Genomic DNA, 17029 nt, shown 5'->3' with positions numbered 1-17029 from the left:
ATCAGCGCCAGCAGAAAGATCGCCGCGTTGTATTTTGACAGGATCAGCAGCCCCGCCAGCAGCCCGAACAGGGCAAAATGCGGCCATGCCGCCCGGCGCAGGCGCAGCCAGCAGATCAGCGTCCAGGGCAGCAGCGCCAGCAGCAGCGCCGTGTGGGAATAGTTGCGCTGCACCTCCCAGAATACGTCCTGCACCAGCAGCAGCGAGAACATCGCCGCCACCGCCGCCTGACGCGGATAGCCAAGTCCCTGCGCCAGCCGCAGCATCCCGGCCAGCGCGATGACGATCAGCCCGAATTTCAGCAGGTTTTCGGCAAGCTGGGTGACGCCAAGCGGGATGTGCAGCAGCTTCAGCAGCCATGTATACAGCGGCGGCTGCGAGCGGCCATAACCCCAGTCCCAGTATTGCGTGTAAAGCAGTTGTTCCGCGCCATCAAAGCTGGTCCCGGTGCGGATCAGGCTTAACGCTGCTGCCTGCGCCACCAGCGCGCCGCCGGTCAGGACGACCGGGTGCGCGAAGGACAGGGTCAGTACTCGTGACCAGATCGGGGCCATCACTCCTTGGGGGCGTTACGCAGGAAAAAGATGTTACGGGAATAAACGATCAGGCCAAAGCCCTGACCCAGCATGAATACCAGATCGCGGCGATGGATGGCATAGGCGAACAGCATCGCGCCACCCGCCATCGAGAAATACCAGAAGGCATTCGGTACGATGGATTTGCGCACCCGTTCCGAGGCGATCCATTGCACCAGAAACCGGGCCGAGAACATCGCCTGCGCCAGAAGGCCGATCAGCAGCCACATGCCATCGACATTGGTAAAGCTTTTCAACCAGCTCGCGAATTCGTTCATTACCGCTGCTCCTCGACGGTCCTTGTGGGGCGGCTGCGCCGGACAAGCCAGGCAACCCCCAGCAGATCGGGAATGCCGACCACTGCGCGCTGGAAATTGGTGTATTTCGAACTGCCCTGCGTGCGCGGGCGGTCGCCCACGGGCAGGAAGGCCGCCGAATATCCCGCCGCGCGCATCAGCGCCGGAAGATAGCGGTGCTGACCGTGAAAGAAGGGCAGATCCAGATGGGCGTCGCGCGGAAAGACCTTAAGCCCGCAGCCGGTATCGGGGCAATCGTCGCGCAGCAGCGCACGGCGCAGGCCGTTGGCAAAGCGCGAGGCGAACCGCTTGGACCAGGTATCGCGCCGCCGGACGCGGTGGCCGCCCACAAGCTGCGGCCCCTCGGCGGCCCATGCGGCGACCAGCGTGGCAATATCGGCGGGCGGGTTCTGGCCGTCTCCGTCCAGGGTGGCGACGACCGGAAAGCGGGCGGCAGCCACGCCGCTGCGCACCGCCCGGCTTTGCCCGGCATTCTGCGTGTGGCGCACCAGCCGCAGCTTGGGACGGGCGGGCAGCATGGCGGCGATTTCGTCGCCGGTCGCATCGCGCGAGGCGTCATCGACGACGATTACCTCGCCGACCAGTTCCTGCGGCAGCGTGTCAAAGATTTCCGTGACCAAGGACGAGATATTACCCGCCTCATTATAGGCCGGAATGACGATAGAGATCGGTTGCACGTTCCTGATACCTGTATCGGTGACACTGCCCGCATTGCTTTTCCCGAGCGTTACTGCTTTGCGCCCCCGTTCGCAAGCTTGGGCGTGCCCCGGCCAACGGGCGGGCAGGCTGTACGGTCGGGCTTGACTCCGGCGTTGCGACAGGCCAGCAAGGCTGTTCCGGCCATTTTCGTTCCGTTCAAATCCAGGTGAAACCATGCTTGCGTGGTTCGAGCGACGCATTGACCCCTATCCGGCTGACGCGCCGGGCATGCCGCCCCGTTCGCTGTTGCGCTTTGTGCTGCATTACAGCCGTGGTGCGCTGCCCTGGCTGGTGCTGCTGGCGCTTGGGTCGGGCGGCATCGCGCTGATCGAGGTGATGCTGTTCGGCTGGCTGGGCGATGTGATCGACCGGCTGGCGGACACCCCGCGAGAACTGTTCTGGCAGCAGCAGGGCGGACGGTTGGCGATGATGGCGGCGGTGCTGCTGATCGTCCTGCCGGTGCTGAACCTGTTCGCCTCGATGATCCTGCACCAGTCGCTGATGGGCAATTTTCCCCAAAGGATCCGCTGGCAGGCGCATCGCTATCTGTTGCGGCAATCCATTGGTTATTTTCAGGACGAATTCGCGGGCCGGATCGCGCAGCGGCTGATGCAGACGGCGCTTGCGGTGCGCGAAGTGGCGATGAAGCTTATGGATGTGGGCAGCTATGTGCTGATCTATTTCCTTGGCGCGCTGGCGCTGGCGGCCAGTCAGGACTGGCGGCTGGCGTTGCCCTTTGTCCTGTGGGCGCTGTCTTACGCGACGCTGCTGTGGCAGATCGTGCCCCGGCTGGGGCAGGTGGCGCAGGCTCAGGCCGATGCGCGTTCGGCCATGACGGGCCGGGTCGTGGACAGCTATACCAATATCGCCACGGTCAAGCTGTTCTCGCATTCCGTTCGGGAAGAGGCGTGGATGCGCGACGGCATGGATGCGTTTTTGCAAACAGTTTACCGGCAGATGCGGCTGAGTACGATTCAGGACGCGATGCTGACCCTGATCAACGTCATGCTGGTCGCTTCGGTCGCGGCAATCGGACTGTGGCTGTGGTCTGCGGGCCTGATCGAGGTCGGCGCGGTGGCCATCGCGGTGCCTCTTGCGCTGCGGCTGAACAACATGTCGCACTGGATCATGTGGGAATTCGCCACGCTGTTCGAGAATATCGGCACGGTCCGCGACGGCATCGCCAGCATCGCCCTGCCGCGCGAGGTCGTCGATGCGCCGCGCGCGCAGCCCCTGCGACGGGGGCCGGGCGAGGTGAACTTTGATCACGTCACCTTCCGCTATGGCGGGGTGCAGGGCGCGCGGCCTCTGGCGGTGCTGGACGACCTGACGCTGCATATCGCGCCCGGCGAGCGGGTAGGGCTGGTTGGCCGCTCGGGCGCGGGGAAATCGACGCTGATCAACCTGCTGCTGCGCTTTCACGACATCGAACAGGGCCGGATCACCATTGACGGGCAGGATATCGCGATGGTGACGCAAGACAGCCTGCGCGCAGGCATCGGGGTGGTGACGCAGGACAGTTCTCTGCTGCACCGTTCGGTGCGTGACAACATCGCCTATGGCCGCCCCGGCGCCGATGACGCCCAGATCGCCGAGGCGCTGCGCATGGCCGAGGCGCATGGCTTCGTGCCCGGCCTTTCCGACAGCTTCGGTCGGCGGGGCCTTGATGCCCATGTCGGCGAACGCGGGGTGAAACTGTCCGGCGGTCAGCGTCAGCGTATCGCCATCGCGCGGGTGGCGCTGAAAGACGCGCCGATCCTGATCCTGGACGAGGCGACCAGTGCCCTGGACAGCGAGGTCGAGGCAGCGATCCAATCGCGGCTGGACATGCTGATGCAGGGCAAGACAGTGATCGCCATCGCGCACCGCCTGTCCACCATCGCCGCGATGGACCGGCTGGTGGTGATGGACCGGGGCCGCATCGCCGAACAGGGCAGCCATGCCGAATTGCTGCAGCGTGGCGGCCTGTACGCCCGCCTTTGGGCGCGGCAATCGGGCGGGTTTCTGGCCGTGGAAGCGGCGGAAAGCGCGGCGGAATAGCCCCGCCGTGGCTGCGATGCCGACGTTGACGCGGCGGGGGGGGCGGCGTATCGGAACCCATGCTGTCACAGAAAGCCCGGTACGCCTTTCATGCCCTGACCTATCTTGCCCGCACGGGCGAGCCGGCCTCGGTCGCGCGCATCGCCACGGCGGAAAACCTGCCGCCGAAATTCCTGGAACAGGTCATGTCCGCCCTGAAAGTCAGCGGTATCGTGGTATCCCGCCGGGGGGCAGGGGGCGGCTATCGCCTTGCTCGCCCCGCCTCGGAGATCAGCTTTGCCGAGGTGCTGCGCAGCATCGATGGCCCTCTGGCGCTTGCCCCCTGTGCCAGTCAGCATGCCTATAGCCCCTGTCAGGATTGCAAGACGCCCGAGGAATGCGAAATCCGGCAGGTTCTGCTGTCAGTCCGCGACACAACCGCATTGCTGCTTGAAGGGATCTCGCTGGCCGAGATGACCGGAGGCCGCAAGATTTCCTTTGGCTGAGCGGGTTTAGTCCCCTGCCGGTTCACAGCGCGCCGCCGCATCCCCGCATCCCCGCAGCGCCTTGCCCGGTTTCGGTGCGATGGCGGAAACGCCGCGAAATTGCGTCCCGCGGTGGCCGGGGGCGCTGCGCCCCCCGGACCCCCCGCTGCCCGTTTCGGCGATCTGTGCCGCTGGCGGCAGGCATTGCGTGGTTGCGATGTGGCGGGGCGGGATGCCCCCCCCGCCCTCTCTTTGCGGTCACGGCGCCTGTTCTGGCACGGCGGGGCCGATATTCTCGGGCTTAAACTTTCTGATTTTACGCAGATGCTGCGCAAATGTGATGATCAAATCTGCTGCCGTCAGCGTATCTCTGATCTGCCCCCGGCCCGGAGATCATGGTTCTCCGCCCGCGCGATGCTCGATCCTGCGGGCAAAGTCGCGGATCAGGCGGGCGGCGCGGGGGATGTCGAGATCTTCCATGGCGACAACGCCGACAGAGGCTTCGACCGGGCGTCCGCTGCGTTCGAGCCGGGCAAGCGGCGCCGCGACGCCGACCGCACCCTTTTGCAATTGCCCAAGGCTGACGCAGAACCCGTCGGCGCGCGCCTGTTTCACGGCGTCGCTGTCCCCGGTCGAGGGCGGGCGGGCTGACAGGATCGCAATGCCCGACGCACCCATCGCAAGGGGGTGCCGACTGCCCACGCGATAGCCAACGCGCAGGATCGGCTTTTCCGGCTCGCTCACAAGGATGGCGACGCAGTCCTGGCCGTCGGCAACCGACAGGAAGGCGGTTGCCTGGGTCGCATTGGCAAGCGTCGGCAGTTCCCCGGCCACCATTGCCCGAAGCTGGGGCAGATAGCCGGCCTCAAGCCGCAGCACGCCACTGCCGATATGCAGACGGCCCTGTGGTTGCCGCGTGATCAATGCATTTGCCTCTAACGTGGCAACCACGCGATAGGCGATCGCGCGGTCCACGCCCAGATGGCTGGCGACATCGCCTATCGTCACCCCGCCTTCGGACGATCCGATCAGGAACAGCGCCTTGATGCCCCGGTCCAGTGTCTGAAGTGTCGCCATGTGCCACATCCCCGCCGGCCCAGCCGGTCAAACCCTGCCTCGTGCTGTTGACGGATCGCGTCGGATCTGATTTCATTACTAATAATATAATAAAATGTGCGATAAAAGTAAATTCTGCCTGCGCGAGCATTCCAAGGGGGGAGATCATGGCAGGAAATTGTCCCGTTCCGCATGGCGTTTGTCCGGTGTCGGCGCGTGCCGCCGCGTTCAATCCGTTCACGGATGCCTATCAGATGGACCCGGCCGAGGCGGTCAGATGGGCGCGCGAGGAAGAGCCTGTCTTTTACAGCCCCGAAATCGGCTATTGGGTGGTGACGCGCTATGACGACGTCAAGGCGGTGTTCCGCGACAATATCCTGTTTTCGCCCTCGGTCGCGCTGGAGAAGATGACCCCCGCCACGCCAGAGGCTCAGCAGATCCTGCAATCCTATGGCTATGCGATGAAGCGCACCATGGTGAACGAGGACGAGCCCGACCATATGGCCCGGCGCAGGCTGCTGCTGGATGATTTCCTGCCCGAAAATCTGCAAAAGCACGAGCCCGCAGTGCGCGCGCTGACGCGTCAGTACATGGACCGCTTTATCGACCGCGGCCATGCCGATCTGGTCGCCGACATCTTCTATGAAATCCCGCTGACCGTTGCCCTGCATTTTCTGGGCGTCCCTCAGGATGGTGCGGATGAGCTGAAGAAATTCGCGGTTGCCCATACGCTGAACACATGGGGCCGCCCGACACCTGCCGAACAGTTGCAGGTCGCGGAAAATGTCGGGCGCTTCTGGCAAACGGCGAACCGTATCCTGGACCGGATGATCGCCAGCCCCGAAGGCGAGGGCTGGATGTATGAAACGGTCCGCCAGCATTTCAGGCATCCCGATATTGTGCCCGAAAGCTATCTTCGGTCGATGATGATGGCGATCCTTGCTGCCGCGCATGAGACCACGTCGAACGCCACGCTGAACGCGTTCTGGACGCTGCTGAGCAATCGCGATGCATGGGAGGAACTGTGCCAGAACCCCGCCCTGATTCCCAGTGCCGCCGAGGAATGCCTGCGTGTCGCGGGTTCCATCGTTGCCTGGCGGCGGATCACCACGGATGATGCGGTGGTCGGCGGCGTGGCGATTCCCAAGGGGCAGCGGTTGCTGCTGGTGCAGGCCAGCGCGAACAAGGATCCCCGGCACTGGGAAAACGCGGGGGATTTCGACATCTATCGCGACAACTCGGCCGAGCATATGTCTTTCGGCTATGGCGCGCATCAATGCATGGGCAAGAATATCGGCCGGATGGAGATGCGAGTCTTTCTTGAGGAATTTTCCCGCCGTCTGCCGCATATGCGCCTTGTCGCCGGACAGCGTTTCGAGAACCTGCCGAATGTATCCTTTCGCGGGCCGTCGCGGTTGCTGGTGGAATGGGATCCTGCGCTGAACCCGGAACGGCGCGACCCCGGCATTCTGGAGCGCGCCATGTCGTTCGGGATCGGCGCGCCAGTGCGCGATGACATCCTGCGCCGGATGAAGGTGCGATCCGTCAGTGACGATTGCGACCGGGTCCGGCGGATCGTGCTGGCCGATCCGCGCGGCCGTCCCCTGCCGCCCTTTTCGGCGGGTTCGCATATCGAGCTGGTCTCGGGCGGGTTCCGGCGCAAATATTCGCTGTGCGGAGCCGTGAAGGACAGGGACAGCTATCAGATTGCCATTCTGCGCGAAGACGGGGGCAGGGGCGGATCGGCGCATTTTCACAAAGCGCTGAAGCCCGGCGATACGGTGCATATCGCCGGGCCGCGCAATCACTTCCGGCTGGATGAGGATGCCGCCCGTTACGTGCTGGTCGCCGGAGGCATCGGGATCACCCCCGTTCTGGCGATGGCTGACCGGCTGAAGGCGCTTGGCAAGCCCTATCACCTGCATGTCTGCGCCCGGACCCGCAGCGCGCTGCCGCTGGCTGACCGGCTGCACGCGGATCACGGCGCGGCCCTTTCGCTGCATCTTGGCGACGAGGGCACGCGGCTGGATCTGGGCGGGGCGCTGACCCCGCTGGCCAAAGGCACGCAGGTCTATGCCTGCGGCCCGGCGCGGATGCTTGAGGCGCTGGATACCCTGTCGCTGGGCTGGCCCGAGGGCACGCTGCATTACGAACATTTCTCGGGCGGGCCGGGGGCGCTGGATCCCGCCGTTGAACACGGGTTCGAGGCGGTGCTGTCCGACAGCGGCCTGACCATTCAGGTTTCGGCCAGCGAGACCTTGTATCACGCACTGCGCGCCGCAGGTATCGACATACCCATGGATTGCGGAGAGGGTCTGTGCGGAACATGCGAAGCGCGAGTGGTTGACGGTGAAATCGACCACCGGGATAAGGTTCTGACCCGGCAGGAACGAGCGGGCGGTGACAGGATCATGACCTGCTGTTCGCGCGCCAGAGGACGGCGCATTGTCCTGACGTTATGACAGTCCAATTGAATTGACAAATAGGCCAAAAGCTGTAGAGCTTGGCCCCATCCCGTCACGGGATAAAGAAACAAACCATTCTTTCAAAAGTATAAAAAAGTTATGAACACGGAAACGAAGGGAGGGTTCCATGCGTCATCTGACAAACGTACTTGCATCGGCTGCAGTGATTGCCGGCAGTCTGGCCACCACCGCAGCGCAGGCAGAAACCCGGCTGAAGGTCAGCCATTATCTGCCATCCGTTCATGGCATCCACACCGATTTCATCGTTCCATGGACTGAACAGATCACGGCATGTACCGATGGCGAGGTCACGTTCGAGATTTTTGCCGCCGGTTCCCAGCTTGGCAATGTCACCCGCCAGCAGGAACAGGTGCTTGCCGGGGTTGTCGATGTCGCGCATGGCCTGACGGGGCTTCCCCGTGGCCGCTTCCCGCGCACCTCGATCATCGATGTGCCGTTTCTGTCCAACGATGCGGGGGCCGCGACCTATGCGCTGTGGTCGCTGCACGATGGCCCTCTGGCCGAGGACTACAAGGGGATGCACCTGCTGGCGCTGCACGCGCATAATGGCGGGCTGATCCACACCAAGGGGAAATCGGTCAAGACGATGGCCGATCTCAAGGGGCTGCGCATCCGCACGCCCAGCCCCGCCGTATCGGACATGCTGACCTATCTGGGCGCCGATCCGCAGGGCCTGCCGCCCGGCGAGGTCTATGAAAATATCCAGCGCGGGGTTCTGGATGGAACGGTTTTCCCGTGGGATCCGGTGAAATCCTTCGGCCTGAACGAGGTCGTCGATCATCACCTGGACCTGGGTGCCTATACGGTGTCGTTCTTCTTTGCGATGAACCAGCGGTCCTATGACAAGCTCAGCGACAAGGCCAGGGCTTGCGTCGATCAGGCCTCGGGCGACAATCTGGTGGGCAAGTTCGGCGATTGGTGGGATGCCTGGGACAAGCCGGCCCATGATGAGGCTGTCGCTGCGGGTCACGAAATCACCGTGCTGACCGAAGAACAGCGCAACGAATGGCGCGCTGCCCTGCAACCGGTCGTGGATAACTATCTGGCCGGGCTGGAAGCCGAGGGCATCGACAACGCCCGCGATATTTATGACCAGATGGTCGCCAAGGTCGCGGAATACGAACAGCAACATAAATAGCAGTCATCGCATTGGCGGGTTGACGGTCCGGCATCCCGCAGCGGGTGCCGGTATAATTACAGGAGAAACCGGATGGACAAGGTGATCCGCGCGCTGACGCGTGTGATCGGGGCTGCGGCGGCGTTGGGGGTCGTGGCTTACGGGGCCGCAGCGGTTGCCACCGTGGCGGATGTGCTGGGGCGGGTCGTCGGGATCCCGGTATCGGGCGTGGTCGAGATGGTTCAATTGGGGGTCATGGCCGGAACATGGCTTGTCATTCCCTTTGCCTTCCTCAGCGGGGCTCATGTTGGCGTCGATTTCGTCTTTAACGCCATGCCGCGCCCGGTGCAGGTGGTGCTTGCGGTGATTATCGCGATGGGCTCGGTCGTTCTGGTCTGGCTGATGCTGCGCTATGGCTTTGACACTTTCAGGATGCGCACGATGTTCGGCGACAAGTCGCAGCAGCTTGGCATCCCGATCGCGGTGTTCTGGTATCCGCTGCTTGCGGGGCTGTGCCTGTCACTGGTTGCCATCCTTTTGAACGTCACCATCTTTCTGAAGAGGCCCGCACATGTCTGACGCAATCATCGGCTGTCTGGGCTTTCTTGGCGCGCTGGTGCTGATCGGGTTCGGCATGCCCGTCGCTACTGCCATGGCCCTCGCGGGGATTCTGGGGGCGGTCTATCTGGGCGATTGGGGCGGCATGGTCTTTATGCTGGGTTCCAGCCCGTTCGAGTCGGTCTTTCCCTATTCCTTCAGCGTGATCCCGCTTTTCGTCGCAATGGGGGTCTTTGCCTCCTATGCGGGGCTGTCGCGGGCGCTGTTTACAGCGATCAACAGCTTTGTCGGACACCGTCGCGGCGGGTTGGCCATGGCCACTATCGGTGCCTGCGCCATGTTCGGCGCGATCTGCGGCAGCTCGCTGGCGACCGTCGCCACCATTGGCCGCGTCGCCCTGCCCGAGATGAAGCGCCACGGCTATGATTCCTCGCTGGCGACCGCGACAGTCGCTGCGGGCGGCACGCTTGGCGTGCTGATCCCGCCCTCGATCCTGCTGGTTGTCTATGGCCTGCTGACGCAAAGTTCGGTTGGCAAGCTGTTCATCGCGGCGATGATCCCCGGCATTCTGGGGGCGTTGCTTTATGCCGCCGCGATCCGGGTGCAGGTGGCCCGCAAGCCGCAGCTTGCGCCCACCTCGGAACGGATCAGCGCGGCCGAGCGGCTGCGGGCGCTGAAACAGACCTGGCCGGTGACATTGCTGTTCGTGACCGTCATCGGCGGCATCTTCGCCGGGCTGTTTTCCCCGACCGAGGCAGCGGCCGTTGGTGCGGTAGGTGCCTTTGTGCTGGCCCTGCTGTCGGGTGAGATGACCGCCGAGGTTCTGCGCAAGGCCACCGCCGAGGTCGCCAGCCTGTCGGGTATGATCTTTTTCATCCTGATCGGCGCGTCCTTCTTCAATTTCTTCCTGGAAACCACTGGCCTGCCGCAGATGCTGATCGACCTGATCCGGGCGGCGGATGTCGCGCCGCTGGTGGTGATGCTGCTGATCCTGCTGTTCTATATCGTGCTGGGATGTTTCATGGATTCGCTGTCGGTCGTGTTGCTGACCGTGCCAATCCTTGCACCTGTCGCCGTCGAACTGGGCTATGATCTGGTCTGGTTCGGCGTGATCGTCGTCACTGTGGCCGAAATCGGGCTGATCACGCCGCCCATCGGGATGAACCTGTTCGTCGTGCAGGCCGCCTCGCAGGGGGTCAGTCAGTCCACCGTGGTGCGCGGGATTTTCCCGTTCATCCTGGCCGATGTGATCCGCCTGCTGATGCTGGTGCTGGTTCCCGCACTGGTGCTGTGGCTGCCCGGAGTGTTGATGTAGGTCGGTCCCGGAATTCCGGGGAATAAGTTCCGGCGCGGTCCATAACCCTTGCAGACACAATCGCAACGAACATGTCATGGACCGCCTGCCCGCAAAGGCCATACCGCCCGGCTTTGCAGCACCAGTCCCGCAGGCAGGCTGAGCGCTCGCACCATCATGCCTGCTGCCTTGCCGAAAGCGGCGCGGCGGTCCTGATCAGCGCCGCAGTGGCAGGGGGGGCCGGACGCGGCGCGCGAAGAAGCCGGGTAATCCTGTTATCGCGTATCCGCTTGCCAGTGTGCCCCGGCGCGGACCCAGAGGGCGCGCCGGGGCGGTGGTCACTTGACGAAGCGGATGCCGCAGTTCTTCACGGTATTCGCCGTTTCGATCGCCTGCATCTCGCCCTTGAGGCGCGCGACCTCGGCTGCCTGCGCGCCGTCGCCCTTGATCATGAACAGGGCAGGCCAGAACAGAACTGCCCCGACGCTGGCGGCCACGACGTCGTTACTTGCCTTCTTGTCCTGAAGCGCAGAAGCCTGAGCCGCGCGGTTGGCGACGCTTTGCGCCTCGACCGCCAGTTGCTTGCAACTCATGTTCTGATAGGTCGTCGGCGAGACATAGCTGGGCGCGATCTTGTCCGATTTATCGGCGCAGGCCGCCAGGGCCAGCAGGGCCAGTCCTGCAATCGCGGGTTTTGCAATACGGGTTTGCACGCGGTTCTCCTTTGCGTTGTTTCCGTATTGTTCGCGATAAAGTGAAGGAGTTGCCTCAGCCTTAACGCGAGCGATCGCTGGCGGTGCGAATTGTCTGACATTTGAATCACCTTGCACTGCCGCCCGTCGTTCGCGCGGGCTTGAAATGCCCGCGCCGCGCGGTTAGATCCCGCTGCGACAACCCGAAGGAGCCGCAGGTGGCAAATCCCGTCCAGTTCATTAACCAGGTCCGTGCCGAGGCTGCCAAGATCGAATGGCCCGCGCGGCGTGAAGTGGTGACAACTACCTTCATGGTGGTCGTCATGGCGACGCTGACCAGCATCTTTTTCTTTCTGGTCGATTTTGTGATCCGCTTTGGCCTGACCGAGGGATTGAAGGCGATCAGCGGCTGATCGGGGCTTGCATTTCACGGGCAGGGGCGGTAATTGCCCCCGACTGTCTGGCAAGCGGCGTGCCTCGAAATCCGTGTGCGCGCCGATTTCCGTTTTGCCGGACCTAATCGAATTCAATGAGGGCGCGCCGCAATCGCGTGGCTTTCGTCAAGAACAACAGGGGTCGATCAAGACATGGCAAAGCGTTGGTATTCTGTCAGCGTCCTGTCGAACTTCGAAAAGAAGGTCGCCGAGGCGATTCGGCAGTCCGCCGCAGAAAAGGGCCTTGAGGATCAGATCGACGAGGTGCTGGTCCCGACCGAGGAAGTGATCGAGATCCGGCGTGGCAAGAAAGTCACGTCCGAGCGCCGTTTCATGCCGGGCTATGTGCTGGTCCATATGGACATGTCGGACCAGACCTATCATCTGGTGAACTCGATCAACCGCGTGACGGGCTTTCTGGGAGCGCATGGCAAACCCATGCCGATGCGCGACGAAGAAGTTAACACCATTCTGAACCGCACGGGCGAGGGTGAGCAGGCCGCGCCGCGCAACCTGATCCGCTTTGACGTGGGCGAAAAGGTTAATGTGACCGACGGCCCGTTCGAAGGGTTTTCGGGTATGGTGGAAGAGGTTGACGAGATTTCGGCACGGATCAAGGTCACGGTGTCGATTTTTGGTCGGCCCACACCGGTGGAACTGGAATTCACGCAGGTCGCCAAGACCGCGTGATGTATGTGCGGGAGGCGTGATGCCGGACCGCTAAATCGGCCCCTATACCCATTCACGGGCAGGGCTTGATGATGAAGGAGAAGGCCAGATGGCCAAGAAAGTCGTCGGGCAGCTTAAGCTGCAAATCAAGGCGGGGCAGGCGAACCCGTCGCCCCCCGTTGGCCCCGCTTTGGGTCAGCGAGGCATCAACATCATGGAATTCTGCAAGGCGTTCAACGCCCGCACGCAGGAAATGGAACAGGGTTCCCCGGTTCCGGTCGTGATCACCTATTACGCCGATAAGTCGTTCACCTTTGAAACCAAGACGTCGCCCGCGTCGTTCCTGCTGAAAAAGGCCGCCGGTCTCAAGCCGGTGGGCAAGCGGAACCGCCCCAAGGGCTCTCTCAAGCCGGGCCGTGAGGTTGCGGGAACCGTGACCGTCAAGCAGGTGCGCGAGATTGCCGAAGCCAAGATGAAGGATCTGTCCGCGAACGACATCGACGCGGCGATGAAGATCATCGTCGGCTCGGCCAAGTCGATCGGCATCGAGGTGAAGGGCTAAGCCATGGCGAAGATTGCAAAAAAGAAAGCTGCGGCCCGCGCCGCCTTTGAGGGCAAGTCCAACCTGTCGGTCGAAGATGCCGTCAAGCTGGTCAAGGACAATGCCTCGGCCAAGTTCGACGAAACCGTCGAGATCGCGATGAATCTGGGCGTCGATCCGCGCCATGCCGACCAGATGGTCCGTGGTGTCGTGACCCTGCCAGCCGGAACCGGCAAGGATGTCCGCGTCGCCGTATTCGCCCGTGGCCCCAAGGCTGACGAGGCGAAAGAGGCAGGGGCCGACATCATCGGCGCCGAGGATCTGATGGAAACGATCCAGTCGGGCAAGATCGACTTTGACCGCTGCATCGCCACGCCGGACATGATGCCGCTGGTCGGTCGTCTGGGCAAGATTCTGGGTCCGCGTAACCTGATGCCGAACCCCAAGGTCGGCACGGTGACGATGGATGTCGCGGCGGCCGTCAGCGCGGCCAAGGGCGGCGAAGTCCAGTTCAAGGCGGAAAAGGCGGGTGTCGTCCATGCCGGCATCGGCAAGGTCAGCTTTGACGCCGACAAGCTGGCGCAGAATCTGCGCGCATTTGTCGATGCGGTGAACAGGGCCAAGCCTTCGGGCGCGAAAGGAACCTATATGAAAAAGGTTTCGATCAGTTCGACCATGGGGCCGGGGGTATCGGTTGACGTGGTCTCGGCGACTGCTGGCTGAAGCCCGGATCATCAGTACAGGAAAGGGTGGGCCGAGGCCCGCCCTTTTTCGTTCCCGGCGATGCTGCGGCAGGTGTCAAAGCTGCCTGACAGCATCCCGTTTGTGACGGTGCAGTCGCGCCGCAACCCGTCTGACAAGGTGATAACCGGGTCGCGCACCGGGGACTCCGCGCCGCGCCGCTGCCTTGCAACCATGTACCGTCCTGAGAAGCAGGCGCAGCAGAGGCGCTGGATCGTCTGGTGTCAGCCCGTCAATCGGCTTGTCGATATAATCGGCATGGACCACCGTATAGTCCCCCCGAGTCAGAAGCCAGCTTGCCAACCGTTCCTGCACGAATGTTTTCAGCGCATATTGCTTGGGGCCGGCATGCTGTGCGACCGCGTTATCGGGTAATATAGAACCCCCTTTTTCGACGTGATCGTAATAGGCCCGCGCCAAGGCTTTCCAATCTTCCCAGAAGCGGCGTTTCGCGATAATATAATTAGAAAAAACTGACGTGGAAAAATCGCCCATTTCCCGGCTCAGATCGGCCTGAACGCCCTGTGTCTCAAGAAATGCCTCGGTGCATTCGATCAGACCCTTGTGAAAGGCCTCGCCCTGGATCCAGACATTGTCGTACCACAGCAGATACAGCCAGACCGAGGAAAAAAGTGCGACATCGGCCTGCGGGTTCGCCTCGATCAGTGCCGTGATTTCGGCCATCGTGCAGCTTGCCTTTTCCGGAAATTTAGGAGAGACAAAACCGTACCAGACATCATCTTTCAGTTCGGTCTGTTCCAGAAAAGTCAGAATGGGATAAAACTCGAACCATCCTTCTTGTCCATCGCGGTTGTCAAGCGGAATGAATGGATCCCGAATGCCGTTTCTTGATTCTGTATCGTAATATATTTGGCGAATATCGATCAAAGTCATTGTGAAATATCATCTAATAAAAATAGAATAAATCTATATTAAAGGAATTTCGGGCGCGATCAACTGCTTTTCCTGTCGGCGTCGGCATAGGCAGGATCCTGATCACCGCTTCCGGGGGGCACTTTGGCTCTTCACATCGGCATGGAAACTGACTAATCACCATGCTGATTCACGCTCGGATTCCAATCTGCGCGTGAATCGATTCGTCCGAGACGGTGGGCGCTGGCGTCGGTCAGCTTAATTTCCTGCCTGAGATGGGAACAAGCATTTTTCCGAAGGTCTTCCTTCGGGCGGTCTTGTCCCTTGCGGACCCGCCCTGATCCTGCGGGATCAGGACAAAGAGAGCCGGGGGGAAACCCCCAAATTGGAGTGAAACCGTGGATAGAGCACAAAAAGAACAGGTGGTCGAGGAACTCGGCCAGATCTTTGAAAGCTCTGGCGTCGTGGTGGTTGCCCACTACGAGGGAATGACGGTTGCGCAAATGCAGAACCTCCGCGCGCAGATGCGCGAAGCGGGCGGTTCTGTGCGTGTTGCCAAGAACAGGCTCGCCAAGATCGCCCTGGAAGGTAAGGCCTGCGCCAGCATCGCCGACTATCTGACGGGCATGACCGTGTTGTCCTACTCGGAAGACCCAGTGGCTGCGGCCAAGGTCTGCGAGGACTATGCCAAGACGAATGATAAATTCGTGATCCTTGGCGGTGCCATGGGCGACACGGCGCTGGATCCGGCCGGTGTCAAAGCCGTGGCCGCCATGCCGGCGCGTGAAGAGCTTATTGCTTCGATCGCAGGCTGCATTGGCGCCCCTGCTTCGAACATCGCCGGTGCGATCGGCGCGCCTGCAAGCAACATCGCGGGTATCCTCAGCACTCTGGAAGAGCGCGCGGCTGCCTGATGCAACCCTTTCCCGACTGGTGGTTGAAAACCCGACGTTGGAACACTAACTGGAAAGAACGGAAAAATGGCTGATCTGAAAAAACTCGCCGAAGAAATCGTGGGCCTGACCCTGCTGGAAGCCCAGGAGCTGAAGACCATCCTGAAGGATGAATACGGCATCGAGCCCGCCGCTGGCGGCGCTGTCATGATGGCTGGCCCGGCTGCGGGTGCTGCCGAAGCCGTCGAGGAAAAGACCGAATTCGACGTGGTTCTGCTGGAAGCCGGCGCGAACAAGATCAACGTGATCAAGGAAGTTCGCGGCATCACCGGTCTGGGCCTGAAAGAGGCCAAGGATCTGGTGGAAGCCGGCGGTAAGGTCAAGGAAGGCGCCAACAAGGACGAAGCCGAAGAAATCAAGAAAAAGCTTGAAGCGGCCGGTGCCAAGGTCGAACTGAAGTAATCACTATTGGCGCTGCCCGATCCCTGATCGGGCGGCGCTATCCCGGATCAGCGTTCAGTAACCAGTTCCATGTCGAGATACCTATTCTACGTTCCGCCTACGCGGGTTCCGACAGGGGGCTTGAATGTGATCCTGGAATGGGCCTCGTTTCTGTTGAACCGGGGTGTTGATGCGCTGGTCTTTACTCACCTGCCTGACTATAGCTATCGTTTCAGTGGCGTCGATATGCCGATCACCTATGCTCCGGCTGTTGCGAATCAGTTGTTGCGCTATGGTTGGCCCCGGACGAGCCACAGGTTTCTGTCGCAGCGGGTGGGGGCGTTCCTGCGTGCGAAGGACAGGACGAAAATCGATCTGCGGGATGACGACATCATCATGGTTCCCGAATATGCCTCTGATTTCGTACCGGACGCCTTTCCGCAGAATCGCTGTGTGATGATCGCACAGGACGTCTATGGGTTGATGCGCGTGTCCAGACAGCCGAGGTTCAAACGGAACCGGTTTTCGGCCGTCATTACGACATCCGAGGCCAGCAGTGCTGCGGCCCGGCTGATTCTGGAGATCGAGCCGTGGCAAATCCCGCTGGTCGTCGATCCGACCGAGTTTTCCTTTGTTGCCGACAAGAAGCCGGTGATCGCCTATCTGCCGCGCAAGCTGGCCGAGGATTCGCAACTGGTGACGTCCCTGCTGGCCGAGCGCGGCCGCACCCAGGGGTTCGAGATTCGTCGTCTGGCAAAGCTGACCCGCGCCGAACTTCTGCGCCAGATGCACGAAGCGGCGATATTCCTGTCCTTCTCGTGGCAGGAAGGTTTCGGGTTGCCGCCTGCCGAGGCGATGGCGACCGGGGCCCTTGTGATCGGCTATACCGGTGTGGGCGGTGACGAGTATTTTGTCAGCGACGTGGGCTATCCGATTCCCGGTTCGGATTTATCGCGCTTCGTGCGAACGGTAGAGCAGGTTTGCGAACAGTTTCTTGCCGACCCCGACAGCCTGCTGCCGCTGCGTAAGCGCGCGTCCGAGCGGATCCTGTCACGCTATTCGGAAGAAAGGCGCGCAGACAGCCTGATGAGGGTGTTTCACGAGATTGGCAACAACAAGTGGGTGGCGTAGGGGAATTT

At 61.9% G+C, this 17029-nt stretch carries 19 protein-coding genes; 13 read left to right on the top strand and 6 right to left on the bottom strand.

Going from position 1 to position 17029, the window contains the following annotated elements; translation table 11 throughout:
- The 3 genes from ACK5L9_RS16505 to ACK5L9_RS16495 form a co-directional block, all read right to left on the bottom strand.
- A partial coding sequence (locus ACK5L9_RS16505; protein WP_416912550.1) for a glycosyltransferase family 39 protein occupies nucleotides 1-554 on the bottom strand: 554 nt, incomplete at its 3' end.
- Nucleotides 554-853: a lipid-A-disaccharide synthase N-terminal domain-containing protein gene (locus ACK5L9_RS16500; RefSeq protein ID WP_416912549.1), complete on the bottom strand. Its 300-nt coding sequence runs from the start codon at nucleotides 851-853 to the stop codon at nucleotides 554-556. The genes ACK5L9_RS16505 and ACK5L9_RS16500, both read right to left, overlap by 1 nt.
- The gene (locus tag ACK5L9_RS16495) at nucleotides 853-1569 is read right to left on the bottom strand and encodes a glycosyltransferase family 2 protein (RefSeq protein WP_416912548.1); all 717 of its coding nucleotides are present in this window, start codon (nucleotides 1567-1569) and stop codon (nucleotides 853-855) included. Before ACK5L9_RS16495 ends, ACK5L9_RS16500 begins: the two co-directional genes overlap by 1 nt.
- A gap of 196 nt (nucleotides 1570-1765) precedes the next feature.
- On the opposite strand from ACK5L9_RS16495, the gene ACK5L9_RS16490 reads away from it, so the two are divergent.
- Nucleotides 1766-3631: an ABC transporter ATP-binding protein gene (locus tag ACK5L9_RS16490; RefSeq protein ID WP_416912547.1), complete on the top strand. Its 1866-nt coding sequence runs from the start codon at nucleotides 1766-1768 to the stop codon at nucleotides 3629-3631.
- Between the two features lie 59 nt (nucleotides 3632-3690).
- Nucleotides 3691-4116 (top strand): RrF2 family transcriptional regulator, encoded by a 426-nt coding sequence (locus ACK5L9_RS16485; protein ID WP_416912546.1) that lies wholly within the window; start codon nucleotides 3691-3693, stop codon nucleotides 4114-4116.
- 372 nt (nucleotides 4117-4488) lie between these two features.
- Here ACK5L9_RS16485 and ACK5L9_RS16480 read toward each other — a convergent pair whose 3' ends face one another.
- A complete protein-coding gene (locus tag ACK5L9_RS16480; protein ID WP_416912545.1) occupies nucleotides 4489-5172 on the bottom strand; it encodes an IclR family transcriptional regulator in 684 nt (227 codons plus the stop codon).
- A gap of 146 nt (nucleotides 5173-5318) precedes the next feature.
- Between ACK5L9_RS16480 and ACK5L9_RS16475 the strand changes: the two genes are divergently transcribed.
- From ACK5L9_RS16475 to ACK5L9_RS16460, 4 genes are all read left to right on the top strand, one after another.
- The gene (locus ACK5L9_RS16475; RefSeq protein ID WP_416912544.1) at nucleotides 5319-7613 is read left to right on the top strand and encodes a cytochrome P450/oxidoreductase; all 2295 of its coding nucleotides are present in this window, start codon (nucleotides 5319-5321) and stop codon (nucleotides 7611-7613) included.
- 130 nt (nucleotides 7614-7743) lie between these two features.
- Complete coding sequence (locus ACK5L9_RS16470; protein WP_416912543.1) at nucleotides 7744-8775, top strand: TRAP transporter substrate-binding protein; 1032 nt, start codon at nucleotides 7744-7746, stop codon at nucleotides 8773-8775.
- Between the two features lie 72 nt (nucleotides 8776-8847).
- On the top strand, nucleotides 8848-9333 hold the full coding sequence (locus tag ACK5L9_RS16465; protein WP_416912542.1) for a TRAP transporter small permease: 486 nt from the start codon (nucleotides 8848-8850) through the stop codon (nucleotides 9331-9333).
- A complete protein-coding gene (locus tag ACK5L9_RS16460) occupies nucleotides 9326-10627 on the top strand; it encodes a TRAP transporter large permease (protein ID WP_416912541.1) in 1302 nt (433 codons plus the stop codon). Before ACK5L9_RS16465 ends, ACK5L9_RS16460 begins: the two co-directional genes overlap by 8 nt.
- Nucleotides 10628-10944: 317 nt before the next feature.
- On the opposite strand, the gene ACK5L9_RS16455 is transcribed toward ACK5L9_RS16460, so the two are convergent.
- Nucleotides 10945-11319, bottom strand: a complete 375-nt coding sequence (locus ACK5L9_RS16455) for a hypothetical protein (RefSeq protein ID WP_416912539.1) — start codon at nucleotides 11317-11319, stop codon at nucleotides 10945-10947.
- A 197-nt stretch (nucleotides 11320-11516) separates the two neighbouring features.
- Here ACK5L9_RS16455 and secE point away from each other — a divergent pair, with 197 nt between their 5' ends.
- The 4 genes from secE to rplA all read left to right on the top strand — a co-directional run bounded on the left by secE (nucleotide 11517) and on the right by rplA (nucleotide 13665).
- On the top strand, nucleotides 11517-11711 hold the full coding sequence (secE, locus tag ACK5L9_RS16450; RefSeq protein ID WP_416912538.1) for a preprotein translocase subunit SecE: 195 nt from the start codon (nucleotides 11517-11519) through the stop codon (nucleotides 11709-11711).
- Between the two features lie 174 nt (nucleotides 11712-11885).
- Nucleotides 11886-12422, top strand: coding sequence for a transcription termination/antitermination protein NusG (nusG, locus tag ACK5L9_RS16445; protein ID WP_416912537.1), 537 nt, complete (start codon nucleotides 11886-11888; stop codon nucleotides 12420-12422).
- Between the two features lie 88 nt (nucleotides 12423-12510).
- On the top strand, nucleotides 12511-12963 hold the full coding sequence (gene rplK, locus ACK5L9_RS16440) for a 50S ribosomal protein L11 (RefSeq protein ID WP_416912536.1): 453 nt from the start codon (nucleotides 12511-12513) through the stop codon (nucleotides 12961-12963).
- A gap of 3 nt (nucleotides 12964-12966) precedes the next feature.
- Nucleotides 12967-13665, top strand: coding sequence for a 50S ribosomal protein L1 (rplA, locus tag ACK5L9_RS16435; RefSeq protein ID WP_416912535.1), 699 nt, complete (start codon nucleotides 12967-12969; stop codon nucleotides 13663-13665).
- A 75-nt stretch (nucleotides 13666-13740) separates the two neighbouring features.
- Here rplA and ACK5L9_RS16430 read toward each other — a convergent pair whose 3' ends face one another.
- Nucleotides 13741-14367: a hypothetical protein gene (locus ACK5L9_RS16430; RefSeq protein ID WP_416912534.1), complete on the bottom strand. Its 627-nt coding sequence runs from the start codon at nucleotides 14365-14367 to the stop codon at nucleotides 13741-13743.
- A gap of 587 nt (nucleotides 14368-14954) precedes the next feature.
- Here ACK5L9_RS16430 and rplJ point away from each other — a divergent pair.
- From rplJ to ACK5L9_RS16415, 3 genes are all read left to right on the top strand, one after another.
- Nucleotides 14955-15470 (top strand): 50S ribosomal protein L10, encoded by a 516-nt coding sequence (gene rplJ / locus ACK5L9_RS16425; RefSeq protein WP_416912533.1) that lies wholly within the window; start codon nucleotides 14955-14957, stop codon nucleotides 15468-15470.
- Nucleotides 15471-15536: 66 nt separating this feature from the next.
- Entirely contained in the window at nucleotides 15537-15911 is a 375-nt protein-coding gene (gene rplL / locus ACK5L9_RS16420; protein ID WP_416912532.1) for a 50S ribosomal protein L7/L12, read from the top strand.
- A 126-nt stretch (nucleotides 15912-16037) separates the two neighbouring features.
- The gene (locus tag ACK5L9_RS16415) at nucleotides 16038-17021 is read left to right on the top strand and encodes a hypothetical protein (RefSeq protein ID WP_416912531.1); all 984 of its coding nucleotides are present in this window, start codon (nucleotides 16038-16040) and stop codon (nucleotides 17019-17021) included.
- The last annotated feature ends 8 nt before the right edge of the window (nucleotides 17022-17029 follow it).

This window comes from Paracoccus sp. (in: a-proteobacteria), from assembly GCF_047973135.1.
Classification (GTDB): Bacteria; Pseudomonadota; Alphaproteobacteria; order Rhodobacterales; family Rhodobacteraceae; genus Paracoccus.
This window is presented reverse-complemented; position numbering and strand designations above follow the sequence as displayed.